A 15544-nucleotide genomic window follows, 5' to 3' on the forward strand; every position below is an offset into this window, starting at 1 on the left:
TGCCTACCGTTGATCACGTCACCGAGAGCAGCACACCGCCACACCGAGGAGCAGTCCCATGCGCGCAGTTGTCCAGAAGTCCGTCGGCGGCCCCGAGGTCCTGGAGGTCGTCGAGACCGACCGGCCCGCCCCGCGCGGCGGCGAGGTGCTCGTCCGGGTCCACGCCAGCGGCGTCAACCCGGTGGACGTGGCGGTCCGTTCGGGCGCCTACCCGCTGCTCGGCGAGCCGCCCTTCGGCGTCGGCTGGGACATCTCGGGCGTCGTCGAGGTGGCCGGGCCGGGTGCCCGGTTCAAGGCCGGCGACGAGGTGTTCGGCCTGCCGTTCTTCCCCCGGGCCGCCACCGGCTACGCCGAGTACGTCGCGGTGCCGTCCCGCCAGGTGGCCCGCAAGCCCGCCGCGCTGAACCACGTCGAGGCGGCCGCGCTGCCGCTGGCCGCGCTCACCGCCTGGCAGGGCCTGGTGGACGCGGCGGGCCTGTCCGAGGGGCAGCGGGTGCTGATCCACCGCGCGGCCGGCGGCGTCGGCCACCTCGCCGTCCAGATCGCCAAGGCCCGCGGCGCGTACGTGATCGCCCTGGCGAGCGAGCCGAAGCACGACTTCGTGCGCGGCCTGGGCGCCGACGAGGTGATCGACTACCGGACCGAGGGCTTCCTGTCGGCGGTCGGCCAGGTGGACGTGGTGCTCGACTCCTCCTCGCAGGGCACCGCCTCGCTGGAGGTGCTGCGCGAGGGCGGCGTGCTGGTCTCGATCATGGAGCACTGGAACACCGCGCTGGCCGCCGAGGTCGAGGCCGCCGGCCGGCGGTTCGCCGGCATCTCGGTGGAGCCGGACTACGCCTCGCTGGAGGCGATCGCCAAGCTGGTCGACGAGGGCCGGATCCGGCCGCACATCGCCGAGACCTTCCCGCTGGAGGAGGCCGGCAAGGCGCACGAGCTGATCGCCACCGGCCGCACCCAGGGCAAGATCGTCCTCACCGTCGCCTGAGCCGTAGGGTTCCGGTGGAACACGTACCGACCGGGGGAGGCGGCATGGACATCCTGACCGAGGCGCTGGGTTCGATGCGGACGGGGCAGCCCGCCTCCGTCCGCACCGAGGGCCGGGCCCCGTGGGGACTGCGGCTGCCCCCGGTCGCCGGCGCCGGATTCCATGTCGTCCTCTACGGGACCTGCTGGCTGGTGCCGCTGGAGGACGACACGGCCGAGCCGATCGCGCTCAGCCCGGGGGACGTGGTCTTCCTGCGGGACGGCCGGGGCCACGTCCTCGCCGACCGGCCGGACACCCCGGCCGTCCCCGAGCAGCCCTCGCAGTTCCGGCCGAGCCTGCCGATCGGCACCGTCACCGTCGGCGGCGACGGGCCGCGCACCAGCCTGCTGTGCGGCAACTACCACCTCGACCAGGCGCGCCCGCACCCGCTGGTGCGGCAACTGCCGGAGATCGTCCACCTGCAGACCCGGCACGGCCGCCACCCCGAGCTGAGCGCGGCCGTCCAACTCCTCGGCGCCGAACTGGAGAACCCGAGGATCGGCTCGGCCGGCATCGTCCCGGCGCTGATCGACTCGCTGCTGCTCTACATCCTGCGGGCCTGGTTCGAGGAGCAGCCGCCCGCCACCGCGGCCGGCTGGGCGGCGGCGCTCGGGGACGCGGCGGTGGCACCGGCGCTCACCGCGATCCACGAGGCGCCGTCCACGCCGTGGACGGTGGAGTCGCTGGCCACCAGGGCGGGCCTGTCCCGGGCGGCGTTCGCCCGCCGGTTCACCGCCCTGGTCGGCGAGCCGCCGATGGCGTACCTGACCCGCTGGCGGATGACCACGGCGGCCCGCCTGCTGCGCGAGTCCGAGGCCCCGCTCACCGCGGTCGCCGCGAAGACCGGGTACGGCTCGGAGTACGCCTTCGCCAAGGCGTTCAAGCGCGAATTCGGCCTGGCCCCGGGCGGCTACCGCCGCGAGGCCCGCGCCGCCTGAGGCCGGTCTCAGCCCTGCCCGGCCTCTTCCGCCGCCGCTTCCCCTGCCGCGCCCCCGGCGTCGCCCCCGACCGTCGCCCCGACCGCCTCCCGGACCGCCGGGGCGACCTCCCGCGCCCACCGGCCGAGGGTGACCGGGTCCGGCGAGCCGTGGTCGGCGGCGAAGAGGGTGAAGCCGGACGCGCCGTGCTCCAGCACCGCGCCGGTCAGCTCCTCCACCCACTGGCCCACCGAGCCGCCGAGCCACCTGCCCTCCGCGTCACGGGTCGCGGCGAGCGGCCGGTCGGTGATCCGGCCGGGCAGGTTGTAGACGGTGCGGACCTCGCGCGGGTCGCGGCCGACGGCGGCGGCCGCCTCGTCGACGACCGGCCGCGAGGTGCGGTAGCGCTCGCTGAGCCAGTCCGCCGCGTGGCCGGGGATCCAGCCGTCGGCGACCCGGCCGGTGGCGGCCAGCGACTTGCGGCCGTTGGAGCCCGTCCACACCGGCGGCGCGGCGACGGGCGCCGGCTCGATCTCCCGGACGCGGTAGTGCCGCCCCTCGTGGGTGACCGGCGGGCCGCCGCCCGACAGTCGCTTGACCAGCACGATCGCCTCCTCGAAGGCCTCCACCGCCGCGCCGGGGGTGAGCCGCTCGACACCCAGGTCGGTGATCCGGTCCCAGATCCCGCCCGCGCCCATCCCCAGCACCACGCGCCCGCCGGACAGCGCGGACAACGAGGTGACGGTCCGCGCCAGCATCGGCGCGGGACGGCTCGGCAGGTTGGTGACGTTGGCGAAGCCGCTGATCCGCCCGGTCCGCCCGAGCAGGAAGCCGAGTGCGGCGTACGCGTCCACCCGCCCGCCGACGTACGGGTGGTCGGACAGCGAGAAGTGGTCCAACCCGTCCCGGTCGGCCTGCTGGACGACGTCCAGCAGGCTCGCCGTGTCGGCGAGGTCCCCCGGCGCGCCGAATCCGAAGACGACGCCCGCGTTCCCGATGCTCATCGTTCCCCCAGAAGCAAAAAGGAGCTGAAGTTCGCAGCACGAACATATTAGTTCGTTGCGCGAACTTCAACCCCTTCCGGCCTCCGGCCGCCTACTGCTCCCCGAACACCGGAGGCACCTTGTTGTCCAGCACCACCCGGCCGAGCAACCCGCCCAGCAGCTCCCGCTCCTCGCCCGACAGCCCGGCCGGCAGCTCGTCGATCCGGCGGCAGGTCTCCGCGTAGAAGCGTTCCGCCAGCACCGCCCCCTCCGCCGTCAGCGCCACCCGCACGGCCCGCGCATCCCCCTCGCAACTCTCTCTCCGCACCAGCCCGTTGCGCTCGCTCCGGTCGACCAGACCGGTCAGGCTCGACTTGGCCAGCCGCAGTACGCCGCCCAACTCCCCCATCACGTACGACCGCCCCAGCAGCACACAGAGCAACTGCCCCTGCTGCGGCGTCAACCCGAACTCCCGCGCCGACTCGGCATACACCGCGTCCACCAGGAACGCCGCCCGCACCAACGCCCCCACGACCCCGATGCCGCCACCCTCGCTCTTCACCATCCGGCCAGCCTAACAGCCGTAATTCGCACCACGAACTACTATCTGGAGAAGCATCGCGGGATGAGAGGATGGCCCCATGAGCGAGTTCCGGATCCCCGAACGGCATGCCCAGCTGCTGGCCTACGCCCAGAGCCTGACCCCACCCTCGGGCTGGAAGATCGAGGTGTCGGGTGACGAGATCATCATGATGGCCGGGCCGTCGGTGATCCACCAGCGCAATCTGCTGCTCGTCCGCGAGCAGTTCGACGCCCATCGCCCGAGGGATCTGATGCCCAGCGAGAACACCGATCTGAGCTCCCCGAACACGGGCAAGCTCCGCAATCCCGACCTGACCTACATCCCGCTCGCCACCGTCGAGCTCGGCGGCAACCAGGTCCCCGCCGAACTGGCCGTGATCGCCGTCGAGATCGTCTCCCCGTCCAATCCGGAGAACGACCTGGTCGGCAAGGTCCGCGACTACCCGCAGATGGGGATCCCGCTCTACCTGGTGATCGACCCGCGCGAGGGCACGCTCACCCTGCACTCCGAGCCCGGCAACGGTGCCTACCACCGCCGGTGGACCGGGAAGTTCGGCGACGCCGTGCCGGTCCCGGCGCCGTTCGACTTCGAGCTCGCGACCGCCGAGCTGCTCCGGTACCCCGCCGGCGCCACGGCCTGAACCGGGCCTAGGGCTTCTCCGCCACGCCCGCCCAGATGCCGACCTGGGAGTCGCTGGGCTGCACGGGGGTGTCGGGCCGCCAGAGGGGGGCGGTGACCAGACCGGGGTCGGCGAACTTCAGACCGTCGAAGAAGCGCAGCACCTGCTCGCGGCCGCGCATGGTGAGCTGCGCGGAGGCGTTGCGGTAGACGGCCGGGCCTCGGCCGGCGTCGGCGGTGGGGGTGAAGTCCAGGGTGCCGTGGGAGAGGACGAGCCGACTGCCGGGCGGCAGGGCGTCCACCAGGGTGCGCACGATGCCGTAGGGGTCGTCCTGCTCGTCGACGAAGTGCAGCACCGCGACCAGCAGCAGCCCGACCGGTTCGCCCGCGTCCAGGGCCTGCCGGACCTCCGGGGCGGCCAGGATCCCCGCCGGGTCGCGCAGATCGGCCTGGACCACCGCGGTGCTCTCCGGGGTGGTGCCGCTCAGCAGCGCGCGGCCGTGCACCAGCACGATCGGGTCGTTGTCGAGGTACACCACCCGGGCGTCGGGCCGCACCCGCTGGGCGACCTCGTGGGTGTTCCCGGCGCTCGGGATGCCGGTGCCGATGTCGACGAACCGGCGGATGCCGTCCTCGGCGAGGTGCCGCACCGCGCGACCGAGGAAGGCCCGGTTGGCGAGGGCGCTGATCCGCACCATCGGGCTGATCGCGAGCACCCGCTCGGCGGCCTCGCGGTCGGCCGGGAAGTTGTCCTTGCCGCCGATGTAGTAGTCGTACATCCGGGCGGGGTGCGGGACTTCGGGGCGCAGGTCGGCGGGCGGCCGCGCACCGTCCGCACCGTCGCCGGTGAGCCACTCCCGGCCGATCTCCTGAAACCCGGTCACCCGGCCACCCCTTCGGTCCGTCGAACATCTGCCGGCGCGGGAGACCCGGCCGCCCCGTCCACGGGGCCGGCCGGGTCCTCGGGTCCGCTCAGAACGGGAAGCGGCTGCGCCCGTGCTGGATCGAGATCCACTTCACCGTGGTGAAGGCGTCCACCGTGGACTCGCCGTTCAGCCGGCCGACGCCGGAGTTCTTCTCACCGCCGAACGGCACCACGGGCTCGTCCGCGATGGTCCCGTCGTTGACGTGGATCATGCCGGTCTCGATCCGCTGGGCGAACCGCACCCCGCGCTCGACGTCGGCCGTGTGCACCGCGCCGCTCAGCCCGAACGGCGTGTCGTTGGCGATCCGCACCGCCTCGTCCTCGCCGTCGAACTCGACCACCAGCACCACCGGCCCGAACAGTTCGCGCCGCAGGATCGGCGCGTCGGCCGGCAGGTCGCCGAGCACGACCGGGTCCATCAGGCTGCCGACGGTGGTGCCGCGCAGCAGCGCGGTGGCACCGTCGGCGACGGCCTGGTCCACCTGCGCGGTGAGGGCGTCGGCCTGGACCGGGTTGATCAGCGGGCCGATGTGGGTGGCCGGGTCCCTCGGGTCGCCGACCTTCAGGGTGGCGACCTTGGCGACGAACTTGCGGGTGAACTCCTCGGCGACGCTGCGGTCGACCAGCACCCGGTTGGCGGCCATGCAGACCTGGCCCTGGTGCACGAAGCGGCTGAACACGGCCGCGTCCACGGCGTAGTCCAGGTCGGCGTCGTCCAGCACGATCAGCGCGCTGTTGCCGCCGAGCTCCAGCACGGTCCGCTTGAAGTGGGAGGCGGCGACGGTGGCGACGTGCCGGCCGACCTTGTCGGAGCCGGTGAAGGAGATCACCTTGGCGAGCGGGTGCTCGATGAACGCGTCACCGATCTCGGCGATGTCGGTGATCACGACGTTCAGCAGGCCGGCCGGCAGGCCCGCCTCCTCGAAGATCTTGGCGATCAGGGTGCCGCCGACCACCGGGGTCTCCTGGTGCGGCTTGAGCACCACGCCGTTGCCGAGCGCCAGCGCCGGGGCGACGGCCTTCATCGACAGGAACAGCGGGAAGTTGAACGGGCTGATCACCCCGACGACGCCGACCGGCAGCCGGTAGAGCCGGTTCTCCTTGCCGTCCACCGGCGAGGGCAGCAGTCGCCCCTCGGCCCGCAGGGACAGCTGCATCGCCTCGCGCAGCATGTCCTTGGTGAGGGAGAGCTCGAACCACGCCTTGACGGCGGTGCCGCCGAGTTCGGCCATGATGTCCCGGGTGATCTCCTGCTCGCGGTCCTCCAGGATCCGCAGCGCGCGCTCGAAGACCAGCCGCCGGGCGTAGGGGTTGGTGGCCGCCCACTCCTTCTGCGCCTGCGCCGCGGCCCGGTAGGCCTGGTCGACCTCGTCGACGGTGGCCACGGTGATGCTCGCGAGCTTGTCCCCGGTGAAGGGGTCGACGTCGACGATGTCCCAGGAGCCGCTGCCCTCGCGCCACTCGCCGTCGATGAACTGCAGCGCCAACTCGGAAAGGTACGACATCCGATCCCTCTCATGCCGTTCGGGAACATCCGCGAGTTTCCAGCGGTCGTTCGCGATCAGAACTGATCGGGCCTCATCGTACTTACCCGCTACAGCTCTTGGCGTACGGAGCGGAGAACTTCTCGTGTCCGCTCGGGAGAAAGGCTGTCGGCCACCAGACCGTCCATCGCGCCCGCGTACTCGGAGACCTCGGCCGGCTTGTCGAGGTAGAGGGCGGTGGTGAACTGCTCCAGGTAGACGATGTCCGGCAGTTCCTGCTCGTCGAAGGCCAGCACCGAGAACGCCCCGCCCTCCGCGCGCAGCCCGCCGAAGCCCAGCGGCATCACCTGGAGCACCACGTGCGGGAGCTCGGTCAGCTCCAGCAGGCGGTCGATCTGCGCCCGCATCACCTGCGGACCGCCCCACGGACGGCGCAGCGCGGCCTCGTCCAGCACCGCGACCAGCCGGGGCGCCCGCTCGGCGTCCAGCACCTGCTGGCGCTTGAGCCGCACCTCCACCCGCCGCTCGATCTCGGCCGGTTCGGTCACATGGCCGCCGTGGGTGATCACCGCCCGCGCGTAGTCGGCGGTCTGCAGCAGCCCGTGGACGAACTGGACCTCGTAGCTGCGGATCTCGGTGGCGGCCTCCTCCAGTCCCAGGTAGTTCTGGAACCAGCCCGGCAGGACGTCCCCGTACCCGTGCCACCAGGAGGTCGCGTTGGCCGCCCGGACCAGCCCGAGCACCGAGGCCCGCTCCGGCTCCGCGTCCACGCCGTACAGGGTCAGCAGATCGGCGACGTCGCGCTCCTTGAAGCCGACCCGGCCGAGCTCCATCCGGCTGATCTTCGACTCGGAGGCCCGGATCGAGTACCCGGCCTCCTCCCGGCTGACCCCGCGGGCCTCCCGGAGCCGTCGCAGTTGCGACCCCAGCAGCAGACGCCGCACCGTGGCACCGCCACCCGCCTGAGTCGCACTCATCGCCTCAACCTCCGCACGTCAGCAGCCCCCCGGCCGTGGCCGCAGTCTTCCACCAGGGACCGACGAACAACAGTCCTCGGAACGCCCTCATCGGGATCTTCCGCCCCCACGGGGCCGCCCGGACGAGCAGCGTCCGGATACGCGCGGTAGCCGAACCGTAGCTCCCCGGAACGCACTCTAGTCCCCCGCCGCCGCGATGCACATCCCCAACCCCCGCCACCACCCGTAGGTGGACCACAACTCGGCCGGAACCGACAACAGTTGACGGAACCCGCACGCGCGGCCGAACGTCCCCCACGGTGTGCTGAGACGACTGCCCACCGCCGCACTCCTGCTCGCCCTGCTGTCCGTGCTCGCCACCGTCCCCGGCGACTCCTCCCGCACCCCCGCGGCCGCCCCTGCCGTTCCCGAGCAGGCCGCCCCGGAGCAGGCCGACGCCCCGCCCCTCACCGGCGAGGTCCTGGACCGGGCCCGCCGGGTGGCGGAGGCCTGGTCCGGCTCCGCGTCCCAGCGGATCTGGCGCACCGGCTACTACCCCCGGTGGAACGGCGAGGACTGGCTGCCGGAGGACTTCACCCCCGAGCGCGGCGCCTTCGCGGCGTTCCTGGGCGGCCGGATCGACCTCGCGGCCGACTTCCCGCCGTTCTCCGGCACCGGGACGGTCTCCTTCCCGGACGGGACGTCCATGGCCCTGCCGCTGACCGACCCGCGCGACGTCTACATGTGGCGTACCAAGTACCGCGACCCCTGCCCCGAGGAGCCCTGCGACACCCGGCTCACCGTCACCGCCGTCCGGCCCGGCACCCGGTCCCAGATCACCAGCCGCGGGACGGTGACGGTCCCGGTCTGGGAGTTCGCGTTCGCGGGCCTGGAGACGCCCTACGCGGTCGCGGCCGTGGAGTCGCAGGCACCGTCCCTCGACCACAGCGTCAAGGACGAGGACCTGCCCGCCGGAGTCACCGACGTCGTCCTCGCCTCCGAGAAGGAGGAGGCGCTGGAGGGCATGATCGACCCGGAGAACTGCGCCGACGCGCGGCCCGGCGAGGTGTACGCGACGGCCGACGTCCTGGTGCTGATCGGCCGCACCACCGGCCGCCCGAGGACCTGCCCCGAGCCCAGCAGCTCCCAGTACCCCCGGTTCGCCTTCACCCGCCCCCTCGGCGACCGGGCGGTGCTCAACCTCGCCGGCCGCCCCGTCCTGTTCCCCGCACTGGTCCCGGAGAGCTGAGAACCGCCCCCGGGCATGCGAACGGCGCCTGCCCCCAAACTGGTCGGGGATGTGGGCAGGCGCCAGGGACCGCGGTGGCCCGGCGACGCTGACGGGGTGCGGCTCGGTGCGACCCGGCGAGTGCAGCGCCGGGTTACCTAGACCGGATCAGACCACCAGAGGGCGGTCCGTCGGCCGGATCGGTGCGGGCAGCGGGGTCTTGCCGCCCAAGTAGGTGTCGACCGCCGCGGCGGCCGAGCGGCCCTCCGCGATGGCCCAGACGATCAGCGACTGGCCACGGCCGGCATCGCCGCAGACGTAGACGCCATCGACATTGGTGGCGAACTTCGCGTCCCGGGACACATTACCGCGTGCGTCGAGGTCCACGCCCAGCTGCTCGACCAGACCGTTCCGGACGTCCGTCCCGGTGAAGCCCATCGCCAGGGTGACCAGCTGCGCCGGGATCGCCCGCTCGCTGCCCGGCACCTGCTCGAACTTCCCGTCCTTGAACTCCACCTCGACGAGGTGCAGCTCCTGGACGTTGCCCTCCTCGTCGCCGCTGAAGTGGGTGGTGGAGACGGAGTAGATCCGCTCGCCGCCCTCCTCGTGCGCGGAGGTGACCTTGTAGGTCATGGGCATGGTCGGCCAGGGCTGGCCGGACGGCCGCTCCTCGCCCGGTCGCGGCATGATCTCCAGCTGGGTGACCGAGGCCGCCCCCTGCCGGTGGGCGGTGCCGACGCAGTCCGCGCCGGTGTCGCCGCCGCCGATGACCACGACGTGCTTGCCCTTGGCGCTGATCGGCGGCTCGACGAAGTCGCCCTCCTGCACCTTGTTGGCCAGCGGCAGGTACTCCATCGCCTGGTGGACGCCCTTGAGCTCGCGCCCGGGCACCGGCAGGTCGCGGGCGGTGGTGGCGCCGGCCGCGACGACGACCGCGTCGAAGCGCTCGCGCAGCTGCTGCCCGGTGATGTCCTCGCCCACGTGCACGCCGGTGCGGAACCGGGTGCCCTCCGCGCGCATCTGCTCGACGCGGCGGTTGATGTGGCGCTTCTCCATCTTGAACTCGGGGATGCCGTACCGCAGCAGGCCGCCGATCCGGTCGGCCCGCTCGTACACCACCACGGTGTGCCCGGCCCGGGTGAGCTGCTGGGCGACCGCCAGGCCGGCCGGCCCGGAGCCGACCACGGCGACCGTCTTGCCGGACAGCCGCTCCGGCACCTGCGGGGTGACCCCGCCGCGGTCCCAGGCCTTGTCGATGATGGTGACCTCGACGTTCTTGATGGTCACCGCGTCCTGGTTGATGCCGAGCACGCAGGCCGACTCGCAGGGCGCCGGGCAGAGCCGCCCGGTGAACTCCGGGAAGTTGTTGGTCGCGTGCAGCCGCTCGATCGCGCCGGACCAGTCGTCCCGGTAGGCGAGGTCGTTCCACTCGGGGATGAGGTTCCCGAGCGGGCAGCCGTTGTGGCAGAACGGGATGCCGCAGTCCATGCAGCGGCCGGCCTGCTTGGTGATGATCGGCAGCAGGCTGCGCTCGACGTAGACCTCGTTCCAGTCCCGGATGCGCACGTCCACCGGACGCCGCTCGGCGAGCTGCTTGGGCGTGGTCAGGAAGCCCTTGGGGTCAGCCACGTGCCGCCTCCATCATCTTGCGAGTGGTCTCGGCCTCGGAGAGGCCATCGCGCTCAGCGGCGTCCTTGGCGGCGAGCACTGCCTTGTAGTCGGTCGGCATGATCGTGGAGAAGCGGGAGACCCCGCTGCCCCAGTCCGCCAGGAGCTCGGCCGCGACGGTGGAGCCGGTCTCCTCGTAGTGCTGCTGCACGGTCTCGCGCAGCCATTCGCGGTCGGCGGCGCCGGGGGCCTCGATGCCCACCATGCCGCTGTTGACGTTCGCCGGGCGCAGGTCCAGCACGTAGGCGACACCGCCGGACATGCCGGCCGCCAGGTTGCGCCCGGTCTCGCCGAGGATGACGACCCGGCCGCCGGTCATGTACTCCAGGGCGTGGTCGCCCACGCCCTCGACGACCAGGGTGGCACCCGAGTTGCGGACGGCGAACCGCTCGCCGGCCTTGCCGCGCAGGTGGATCCGGCCGCTGGTGGCGCCGTAACCGATGGTGTTGCCGGCGATGACGTGGTTCTGCGCGTCGTTGCCGATGGCCGCCGCGTCGCGGGCCGGGCGGACCACGAGCACGCCGCCGGACAGGCCCTTGCCGACGTAGTCGTTGGCGTCGCCCTCCAGCCGCAGCGTCACGCCGCGCGGCACGAAGGCGCCGAAGGACTGGCCGGCCGAGCCGGTGAAGGTGACGTCGATGGTGCCCTCGGGCAGGCCCTCGCCGCGGTACCGCTTGGTCACCTGGTGGCCGAGCATGGTGCCGACGGTCCGGTTGACGTTGCGGATCGGCAGCTGGATGCGGACGGCGTCGCCGTTCTCCAGGGCGTCCTGGGCCAGGTCGATCAGCTGGTTGTCCAGGGCCTTGTCCAGCGAGTGGTCCTGCGTGGTGGTGCGGTGCAGGGACGCGCCCTCGGGCAGCTCGGGCACGTGGAACAGCGGGGCCAGGTCGAGCCCGGCGGCCTTCCAGTGGTCCACCGCGGCCTCGGCGTCGATGTGCTCGGCGTGGCCGACGGCCTCCTCGATCGAGCGGAAGCCCAGCTCGGCCAGGATCTCCCGGACCTCCTCGGCGATGAACTCGAAGAAGTTGACCACGAACTCCGGCTTGCCGGAGAAGCGCTCGCGCAGCACCGGGTTCTGGGTGGCGACGCCGACCGGGCAGGTGTCCAGGTGGCAGACGCGCATCATGATGCAGCCGGAGACCACCAGCGGGGCGGTGGCGAAGCCGAACTCCTCGGCGCCCAGCAGCGCGGCGATGACGACGTCGCGGCCGGTCTTCAGCTGGCCGTCGGTCTGCACCACGATCCGGTCGCGCAGGCCGTTCAGCAGCAGGGTCTGCTGGGTCTCGGCGAGGCCGAGCTCCCAGGGGCCGCCCGCGTGCTTGAGCGAGGTGAGCGGCGAGGCGCCGGTGCCGCCGTCGTGGCCGGAGACCAGCACGACGTCCGCGTGCGCCTTGGAGACGCCGGCCGCGACCGTTCCGACGCCGACCTCGGAGACCAGCTTCACATGGATGCGGGCCTCGGGGTTGGCGTTCTTGAGGTCGTGGATCAGCTGCGCCAGGTCCTCGATCGAGTAGATGTCGTGGTGCGGCGGCGGCGAGATCAGACCGACACCCGGGGTGGAGTGCCGGGTCTTGGCGACCCACGGGTAGACCTTGTGGCCGGGCAGCTGGCCGCCCTCGCCGGGCTTGGCGCCCTGGGCCATCTTGATCTGGATGTCGTCGGCGTTGACCAGGTACTCGGAGGTGACGCCGAAGCGGCCGGAGGCGACCTGCTTGATCGCCGAGCGGCGCTCCGGGTCGTACAGGCGGTCCGGGTCCTCGCCGCCCTCACCGGTGTTGGACTTGGCGCCGAGGCGGTTCATCGCGATCGCCAGCGTCTCGTGCGCCTCGAGGGAGATCGAGCCGTACGACATGGCGCCGGTGGAGAACCGCTTGACGATCTCGGAGACCGGCTCGACCTCCTCGACCGGCACCGGGGTGCGGCCGAGCCCGTCCAGCTTGAACAGGCCGCGCAGCGTCATCAGCCGCTCGGACTGCTCGTTCACCCGGTCCGTGTACTGCTTGAAGATGTCGTACCGGCGGTTGCGGGTGGAGTGCTGCAGCCGGAAGACGGTGTCCGGGTCGAACAGGTGCGGCTCGCCCTCGCGGCGCCACTGGTACTCGCCGCCGATCTCCAGGGCGCGGTGCGCGGCCGGGATGCCGGAGGCCGGGTACGCCTTGGCGTGCCGGGCGGCGGTCTCCCTGGCGACCTCGTCCAGGCCGATGCCGCCGAGCTTGCTGGTGGTGCCGGCGAAGTAGGCCCCCCCCCCCCCCCCCCCCCCCCCCCCCCCCCCCCCCCCCCCCCCCCCCCCCCCCCCCCCCCCCCCCCCCCCCCCCCCCCCCCCCCCCCCCCCCCCCCCCCCCCCCCCCCCCCCCCCCCCCCCCCCCCCCCCCCCCCCCCCCCCCCCCCCCCCCCCCCGGTGTTCGCCCCCTCCCGCGGTGCGCGGCCGGGATGCCCCCCCCCGGTCCCTGGCGACCTCGTCCCCCCCCCCCCCGCCCCCCTTGCTGGTGGTGCCGACCAGCTCCTGGGCGAGGCCGATGGCCTCGAAGACCTGCGCGCCGCGGTAGGAGGCGACGGTGGAGATGCCCATCTTGGACATCACCTTCAGCACGCCCTTGCCGAGCGCCTTGATCAGGTTCTTGATCGCCTTCTCGGCCTCGACACCGGTCAGGAAGGTGCCCTGGGCGACGAGGTCCTCGACCGACTCCATGGCCAGGTACGGGTTGACCGCGCCGGCGCCGTAGCCGATCAGCAGCGCGACGTGGTGCACCTCGCGCACGTCGCCGGCCTCGACCAGCAGCGACACCCGGGTGCGCTGCTTGGTGCGGATCAGGTGGTGGTGGATCGCCGAGGTGAGCAGCAGCGAGGGGATCGGGGCGTGCTCGGCGTCGGAGTGCCGGTCGGAGAGCACGATGATCCGGGCGCCGTCGGCGATCGCCGCGTCCGCCTCGGCGGCGATGGCGGCGAGCCGGGCGGCCAGGCCCTCGCCGCCGGTGGCGACCCGGTACAGGCCGGACAGCGTGACGGCCTTGAGGCCGGGCTGGTCGCCGTCCGCGTTGATGTGGACCAGCTTGGCCAGCTCGTCGTTGTCGATCACCGGGAAGGTGATGCCGACCGAGCGGCAGGACGCGGCCTCGGCGGTCAGCAGGTTGCCCTCGGGGCCGAGGTTGGACAGCAGCGAGGTGACGAGCTCCTCGCGGATGGCGTCCAGCGGCGGGTTGGTGACCTGCGCGAAGAGCTGCACGAAGTAGTCGAACAGCAGTCGCGGCTTCTCGCTCAGCGCGGCGATCGGCGAGTCGGTGCCCATCGAGCCGAGCGCCTCGGCGCCGGTCTTCGCCATCGGCGCCAGGACGACCCGCAGCTCCTCCTCGGTGTAGCCGAAGGTCTGCTGGCGGCGGGTGACGGAGGCGTGGGTGTGCGCGATGTGCTCGCGCTCGGGGAGCCTGGCGAGCTCGATCTGCCCGCCCTCGACCCACTCCGCGTAGGGGTGCTCGGCGGCCAGCGCCGACTTGATCTCCTCGTCCTCGACGATGCGGTGCTCGGCGGTGTCGATGAGGAACATCCGGCCGGGCTGCAGCCGGCCCTTCTTGACCACCCGGGTCTGCTCGATGTCGAGCACGCCGACCTCGGAGGAGAGGACGACCAGGCCGTCCTCGGTGATCCAGTAGCGGGCGGGGCGCAGGCCGTTGCGGTCCAGCACGGCGCCGATCTGCGTGCCGTCGGTGAAGGTGACGCAGGCCGGGCCGTCCCAGGGCTCCATCAGGTTGGAGTGGTACTGGTAGAAGGCGCGGCGGGCCGGGTCCATCGTGACGTGGTTCTCCCACGCCTCGGGGATCATCATCAGCACCGCGTGCGGCAGCGAACGGCCGCCGAGGTGGAGCAGCTCCAGGACCTCGTCGAAGGAGGCCGAGTCGGAGTGGTCCGGGGTGCAGATCGGGAAGATCCGCTCCAGGCCCTGGCCGTTGCTGTTCGCGGGGATCAGGTCGGTGGCGAGCTGGGACTCCCGGGCGGTCATCCAGTTCCGGTTGCCCTTGACCGTGTTGATCTCGCCGTTGTGCGCGACGAAGCGGTACGGGTGGGCGAGCGGCCAGCTCGGGAAGGTGTTGGTGGAGAAGCGCGAGTGCACCAGGCCGAGCGCGGAGGCGTAGAGCCGGTCCGACAGGTCGGGGAAGAAGGGCTCCAGCTGGCCGGTGGTCAGCATGCCCTTGTAGACGATGGTGCGCGCGGACAGCGAGGGGAAGTAGACCCCGGCCTCGCGCTCGGAGCGCTTGCGGACCACGAAGGCGACCCGGTCGAGCTCGATGCCGGTCCTGTCGGTGCCGCCGAGGAACAGCTGGCGGAACCGGGGCATGACGCTGCGGGCGGTCGCGCCCAGCAGGTCCGGGGTGACCGGGACGTCGCGCCAGCCGAGGACGGTCAGGTCCTCCTCGGCCGCGATGGCCTCGATCCGCGCGACGGCGGTGGCGTCCTGGTCGTCGGCGTCGGGCAGGAAGGCGATGCCGACCGCGTAGGAGCCGGCGGCGGGGAGTTCGAAGTCGACCTTGGCGCGCAGGAAGGCGTCCGGGACCTGGGTGAGGATGCCGGCGCCGTCACCGGAGTCCGGCTCGGCGCCGGTGGCGCCGCGGTGCTCCAGGTTGCGCAGGACGGTCAGCGCCTGCTCGACGACGGTGTGGTCGGCGATGCCGGTCAGCGTGGCGACGAATCCGACGCCACAGGCGTCGTGCTCGTTTCGCGGGTCGTACAGGCCCTGAGCAGCAGGTCGCGCATCCGGAACGAGCGCGTACGGCGGGCGGGCGGCGCCGGCCTGGGGCTCGTTGGCGGAGTGCATGGATGCAGACAGCATCGGCTCTCCCGTCGTCGTCTTTGGAGGCTGGTGCAGTAGGGACGACGTTGGCCCTGATGCGATTTCGTGCAAGTTACATGATGCCGAACATCCCGGGAAGCGGGATACCTCGTCCACATCGCGGGACGGATCCGCAGGTCACGGGTGCTGCGGGAGGGCGTGCCGCGCCGCACGCCTCGACGATTGTGCCCGGCCGTCGACCGCCTGAAACAGGGGCGACATCCGCCCGCCACGACGGTCGATCAAGGGTGCCTGCGATTCCATTCCCACACTCGACCGGCAGATGCGATTCCTTGGCCCGATCGGCTCGAATGCTGAGACAAGCCAGGCGGCGCC

The 15544-nt window shown here is 72.4% G+C and carries 11 protein-coding genes; 4 read left to right on the top strand and 7 right to left on the bottom strand.

The genetic code is table 11. The annotated features are described in order from the left end of the window. The first annotated feature begins 58 nt into the window (after positions 1 to 58). Positions 59 to 985 carry an NADP-dependent oxidoreductase gene (locus tag ACW14Y_RS12920; protein ID WP_380306584.1) on the top strand — a complete coding sequence of 309 codons (927 nt, stop codon included), beginning with the start codon at positions 59 to 61 and terminating at the stop codon, positions 983 to 985. Between the two features lie 44 nt (positions 986 to 1029). Next, positions 1030 to 1962: an AraC family transcriptional regulator gene (locus tag ACW14Y_RS12925; protein WP_380306582.1), complete on the top strand. Its 933-nt coding sequence runs from the start codon at positions 1030 to 1032 to the stop codon at positions 1960 to 1962. Between the two features lie 8 nt (positions 1963 to 1970). On the opposite strand, the gene ACW14Y_RS12930 is transcribed toward ACW14Y_RS12925, so the two are convergent. Then, a complete protein-coding gene (locus ACW14Y_RS12930) occupies positions 1971 to 2945 on the bottom strand; it encodes an LLM class flavin-dependent oxidoreductase (protein WP_380306580.1) in 975 nt (324 codons plus the stop codon). Between the two features lie 91 nt (positions 2946 to 3036). Continuing rightward, complete coding sequence (locus ACW14Y_RS12935) at positions 3037 to 3489, bottom strand: MarR family winged helix-turn-helix transcriptional regulator (RefSeq protein ID WP_456986808.1); 453 nt, start codon at positions 3487 to 3489, stop codon at positions 3037 to 3039. A gap of 76 nt (positions 3490 to 3565) precedes the next feature. Between ACW14Y_RS12935 and ACW14Y_RS12940 the strand changes: the two genes are divergently transcribed. Then, positions 3566 to 4147: a Uma2 family endonuclease gene (locus ACW14Y_RS12940; RefSeq protein WP_456986809.1), complete on the top strand. Its 582-nt coding sequence runs from the start codon at positions 3566 to 3568 to the stop codon at positions 4145 to 4147. Positions 4148 to 4154: 7 nt separating this feature from the next. On the opposite strand, the gene ACW14Y_RS12945 is transcribed toward ACW14Y_RS12940, so the two are convergent. The 3 genes from ACW14Y_RS12945 to ACW14Y_RS12955 form a co-directional block, all read right to left on the bottom strand. Then, positions 4155 to 5009 carry an SAM-dependent methyltransferase gene (locus tag ACW14Y_RS12945; RefSeq protein ID WP_380306576.1) on the bottom strand — a complete coding sequence of 285 codons (855 nt, stop codon included), beginning with the start codon at positions 5007 to 5009 and terminating at the stop codon, positions 4155 to 4157. Between the two features lie 88 nt (positions 5010 to 5097). After that, complete coding sequence (locus tag ACW14Y_RS12950; protein ID WP_380306574.1) at positions 5098 to 6555, bottom strand: aldehyde dehydrogenase family protein; 1458 nt, start codon at positions 6553 to 6555, stop codon at positions 5098 to 5100. A gap of 89 nt (positions 6556 to 6644) precedes the next feature. Continuing rightward, the gene (locus ACW14Y_RS12955) at positions 6645 to 7511 is read right to left on the bottom strand and encodes a helix-turn-helix domain-containing protein (RefSeq protein WP_380306572.1); all 867 of its coding nucleotides are present in this window, start codon (positions 7509 to 7511) and stop codon (positions 6645 to 6647) included. Positions 7512 to 7812: 301 nt separating this feature from the next. Between ACW14Y_RS12955 and ACW14Y_RS12960 the strand changes: the two genes are divergently transcribed. Further along, positions 7813 to 8739 (top strand): hypothetical protein, encoded by a 927-nt coding sequence (locus ACW14Y_RS12960; protein WP_380306570.1) that lies wholly within the window; start codon positions 7813 to 7815, stop codon positions 8737 to 8739. A gap of 147 nt (positions 8740 to 8886) precedes the next feature. Here ACW14Y_RS12960 and ACW14Y_RS12965 read toward each other — a convergent pair whose 3' ends face one another. Together ACW14Y_RS12965 and ACW14Y_RS12970 are read right to left on the bottom strand one after the other, a co-directional pair. Beyond that, the gene (locus ACW14Y_RS12965) at positions 8887 to 10347 is read right to left on the bottom strand and encodes a glutamate synthase subunit beta (protein WP_266268830.1); all 1461 of its coding nucleotides are present in this window, start codon (positions 10345 to 10347) and stop codon (positions 8887 to 8889) included. After that, the gene (locus tag ACW14Y_RS12970; protein WP_456988148.1) at positions 10340 to 15193 is read right to left on the bottom strand and encodes a glutamate synthase-related protein; all 4854 of its coding nucleotides are present in this window, start codon (positions 15191 to 15193) and stop codon (positions 10340 to 10342) included. Before ACW14Y_RS12970 ends, ACW14Y_RS12965 begins: the two co-directional genes overlap by 8 nt. Positions 15194 to 15544 lie beyond the last annotated feature (351 nt).

It is taken from the genome of Kitasatospora sp. cg17-2 (assembly GCF_054031055.1).